General features: G+C 70.9%; 4 protein-coding genes. 3 read left to right on the plus strand and 1 reads right to left on the minus strand.

Features of this window, described 5'->3' with window-relative positions; all coding sequences use genetic code 11:
- On the plus strand, positions 1-497 hold a 497-nt coding region (locus ACFFNX_RS43985), incomplete at its 5' end, for an NlpC/P60 family protein (RefSeq protein ID WP_378212201.1).
- A 4-nt stretch (positions 498-501) separates the two neighbouring features.
- Here the strand turns inward: ACFFNX_RS43985 and ACFFNX_RS43990 are convergent.
- The gene (locus ACFFNX_RS43990) at positions 502-990 is read right to left on the minus strand and encodes an inorganic diphosphatase (RefSeq protein ID WP_378212202.1); all 489 of its coding nucleotides are present in this window, start codon (positions 988-990) and stop codon (positions 502-504) included.
- A 105-nt stretch (positions 991-1,095) separates the two neighbouring features.
- Here ACFFNX_RS43990 and dacB point away from each other — a divergent pair, with 105 nt between their 5' ends.
- Together dacB and ACFFNX_RS44000 are read left to right on the plus strand one after the other, a co-directional pair.
- A complete protein-coding gene (gene dacB / locus ACFFNX_RS43995; RefSeq protein WP_378212204.1) occupies positions 1,096-2,484 on the plus strand; it encodes a D-alanyl-D-alanine carboxypeptidase/D-alanyl-D-alanine endopeptidase in 1,389 nt (462 codons plus the stop codon).
- 129 nt (positions 2,485-2,613) lie between these two features.
- On the plus strand, positions 2,614-3,717 hold the full coding sequence (locus tag ACFFNX_RS44000) for an Rv3626c family coenzyme F420 biosynthesis-associated protein (RefSeq protein ID WP_378212206.1): 1,104 nt from the start codon (positions 2,614-2,616) through the stop codon (positions 3,715-3,717).
- Positions 3,718-4,064: the final 347 nt, after the last annotated feature.

Raw genomic sequence — 4,064 nt, forward strand, 5'->3', positions numbered from 1 at the left:
GCGCCGCGAACGCCGTCGGCAAGAGCGCGGCCCAGGCCGTGCCGCGAAACGCCCGTGAGGCCGCGCGAGCCGTACGCGGGTCGTCGCTCGGCGCCCAGGTCGCCCGCGCCGCGCTGCGCTGGATCGGCACGCCGTACTCCTGGGGCGGCGGGAACGCGTCCGGGCCCACGCTCGGGATCGCCCAGGGGGCGCACACCGTCGGCTTCGACTGCTCAGGACTGGTGACCTACGCCTGGGCCCGCGCCGGGGTGCCGCTCACGCACTACGCGACGTCCCAGTACAACGCGGGCCCGCATCCGACACGTGACCAGCTGCGCCCCGGTGACCTGGTCTTCTTCGCCCACAACCCGGCAGATCCGAAGACGATTCACCACGTCGGCATCTACATCGGGGGAGGCCAGATGGTCGAGGCGCCCTTCACCGGGGCACGCGTGAGGATCTCGAACGCGTTCCGCCCCGACTACGCGGGCGCCACCCGTCCGGCGGGCCCGCGGTAGGGGATCAGTGGCCCAGTTCGGCGGCGCGCTTGAAGGAACGTTCGATCTCGGCCTCGGCGTCGGTGCGGCCGGCCCAGCTGGCGCCCTCGACCGACTTGCCGGGCTCCAGGTCCTTGTAGACCTCGAAGAAGTGTTGGATCTCCAGCCGCTCGAACTCCGGGATGTGATGAATGTCACGCAGGTGTTCCATGCGCGGGTCGGTGGCCGGCACGCACAGGACCTTGTCGTCGCCGCCGGCCTCGTCCGTCATGCGGAACATGCCAACCGTACGGCACCGGATCAGGCATCCCGGAAACGTGGGTTCCTGCAGGAGAACCAGGGCGTCGAGCGGGTCGCCGTCCTCGCCGAGCGTGTTGTCGATGAACCCGTAGTCCGCCGGGTACTGCGTGGAGGTGAAAAGCATCCGGTCTAGGCGGATTCGCCCGGTTTCGTGGTCCATCTCGTACTTGTTGCGTTGACCCTTAGGGATCTCGATAGTGACGTCGAATTGCACAATGTCCTCCGCTCCCCGGGGCGGGCCGAGGCGGTTCTGGTTGGATGTTGGCCTGTCTAAGGATGTCGCACGTCACTAGTGCCACTGTTGGAGAGGGGCATTTAGGTGCGGAGGCCCGAGCGCGCCGTGGCCATGATCACACTGGCGCTGCTGAACGTCTTCCTCGTCACCGCCGCTCTCGCAGTGGTGAAGCTCACACCGGATCGTTCCCTCGCGCTCCGGCCGCCAACCGTCGCCGACCGGTTGGTCGTTCCCGCGGGCGCGCCCGCCCTGGCACCCGATGAGGCGGCCGCGCCGCTGCCCTCGGCGGGTGCGCTGGCGACACGCCTGGCCGGTCCGATGCAGGGCGCCGGCCTCGGCGAGAACCTGACGGGTGTCGTCATCGACGCCATGACCGGCCGTTCCCTGTACAGCAGCAACGCCGAGCAGCCGGCGGTGCCGGCCTCGACGACCAAGCTGGTCACCGCGGTCGCCGCGCTCGCCTCGGTCGGCCCGGACCGCCGGCTCACCACCAGCGTGGTGCAGAGCAACCGGGGCGTCATCCTGGTCGGCGGCGGCGATCCCACGCTGACGGTCGTCAGCCCGAAGAACGCCTACCCCAAGTACGCGTCGCTCGCCGACCTGGCGACACAGACCGCCGCGGCGCTGAAGGCCGCGCGTACGACGCATGTGACGGTCGACTACGACACCTCGGCGTACCAGGGCAGCACGATGGCCCCGGGCTGGAAGCAGCTCTACTTCTCCCCGGAGGGCGACGTGGCCCCGGTGTCCGCGCTCGAACTCAACGCGGGCCGGACGGTGCCGGGAGCCCAGTACACCCCCCGAGTCCAGGATCCGCCGCTGGCCGCCGCGCAGAGGTTCGCGCAGATGCTCACCAGCCGTGGCGTGACGGCCCACGTCGGGGTGCGTACGACGGCGGCCAAGGGAGCCCACCGGCTCGGCGCCGTGCAGTCGCCGCCGGTCTCGGTGCTGGTCGAGCAGTTGCTCACCCACAGCGACGACGACATCGCCGAGGCCATGGCCCGGCAGGTGGCGATGAACCTCCACCGGCCGCCGACGTTCGCGGGCGGTGCCGCGGCGACGCGCGAGGTGCTCACCAAGCTCGGCGTCGGCGGGGGGATAGAGATATTCGACGGCAGCGGGCTGTCGCACAACAACCGGATCACGCCGTCCGCGTTGGCCAAAGTGCTCGCCCTGGCCGCCTCACCCGCCCATCCCGAGCTGCACACCGTACTGTCCGGCATGCCCGTCGCCGGGTTCTCCGGCACGCTCGACGACCGGTTCGACATGGGCACGGCCTCCGCCGGGCGGGGTGTCGTACGGGCCAAGACGGGCACCCTTGACGGAGTCAACACCCTCGCCGGGGTCGTCGAGGACGCGGACGGGCGGCTGCTGGCCTTCGCCTTCATGGCCAACCGGGTGCAGTCGCCGGCGGCGGCCATATCCGCGCTCGACACGCTGGCGGGCACGCTGGCCGGCTGCGGATGCCGCTGATCAGACCCGTTCGGTGGGAGTTCATCGAGTGTCTCCGGGCGTTGGAGCGTGTGAGGCATGCTCCCCGGGCGAACGGGGACGTACCGTAGGTGGAGAGCCCGGCCGGAGAGGGTTGTAATGCCAGCATCCATGATCGACTGGAACGTCGCCGTTCAGACGGGGACCCGGCTTGTCCGACCCGGGCCGCAGGTGAGCCCACGGGAGGCCCGCCAGGTCGTCATCGAGCTGCGTGAGCTCTCCGCGGTGGCACAGGGCCACGTGCGCGAGTTCACCGGCATGGACGGCGGGATCGACGGGTCCCCGGCGAAGGTCGTGGACCGGCCCGGCTGGATCCGCGCCAACGTCGACGGCTTCCGGGTCGTCCTCGAACCCCTGATGGAGCAGCTCCAGGCCCGCCGCAACGGCGTGCTGGGCGGCGGCGCCGGCGGCGCGGTCATCCAGGCCGTCGGCTCGCGGGTCACCGGCATGCAGGTCGGCGCCATCCTGGCGTACATGGCCAGCCGCGTGCTCGGCCAGTACGAGCTGTTCCTGCCGCCGGACCCGGCCGGCCGCGCGCCGACGGGGCGGCTGACCCTCGTCGCGCCCAACATCGTCCACGCCGAGCAGGAACTGAACGTCGACCCGCACGACTTCCGGCTCTGGGTGTGCCTGCACGAGGAGACCCACCGGGCCCAGTTCGCCTCGGTGTCGTGGCTGCGGGCGTACGTCCAGGACCAGATGACCGCGTTCCTGCTGGCCTCCGACCTGGACCCGGGCGCGCTGCTCGAACGGCTGCGCGGGGTGGGCGAGGCGGTCGCCGACGCCGTACGCGGCGGCGAGGGCAACCTCATCGACGCGATCCAGACCCCGGAGCAGCGGGAGATCCTCGACCGGCTGACCGCCGTGATGACCCTGGCGGAAGGGCACGGCGACTACGTGATGGACGCGGTGGGCCCGGAGGTCGTACCGACCGTGGCCGACATCCGCGCCAAGTTCCAGCACCGCCGCGAGGGCGCCTCCCAGCTCGATCGTACGATCCGGCGCCTCTTGGGCCTGGAGATGAAGATGAAGCAGTACGCCGAGGGCTCCCGCTTCGTCACGGAGGTCATCGAGCGGGTGGGTATGGACGGCTTCAACCGCGTCTGGACCTCACCCAATACCCTGCCGACCCACGCCGAGATCAAGACCCCGTCCCTGTGGATCGGCCGCGTCATCGGCAAGCCGCAGTTGCCCTCGGAGGGCACCGCCGACTGACGCTCCCTGGATTTCGTCGGCGGACATGCCGAAGACCGACTCCACGCCCGCGCGGTGAGGTGGACGACGCGACGACGGTTGCCACCGCGGACCCGGCCGAGGGCGAACATGCGGGCGGCGACCCCCGCCGTGTTGCGTACGGGTTTTGTCGGCGGGCCGGAGGCGCATGCGTTGGGTGGCCCGACGGTTGTCCACAGGCACTCCGTCCGCCTTCCCTCAACAGCCACCAGCACTGGACGATGGAAGTGGGGTAGGCCCCCCGGGCGGGAGGGGCGTGACCGGGCGGGAGAGGCGTGACCGGGCGGGAGAGGCGTGACCGGGCGGGAGAGGCGTGACCGGGCGGGAGA

The sequence above is a fragment of the Actinoallomurus acaciae genome, assembly GCF_042429965.1.
Classification (GTDB): domain Bacteria; phylum Actinomycetota; class Actinomycetes; order Streptosporangiales; family Streptosporangiaceae; genus Actinoallomurus; species Actinoallomurus acaciae.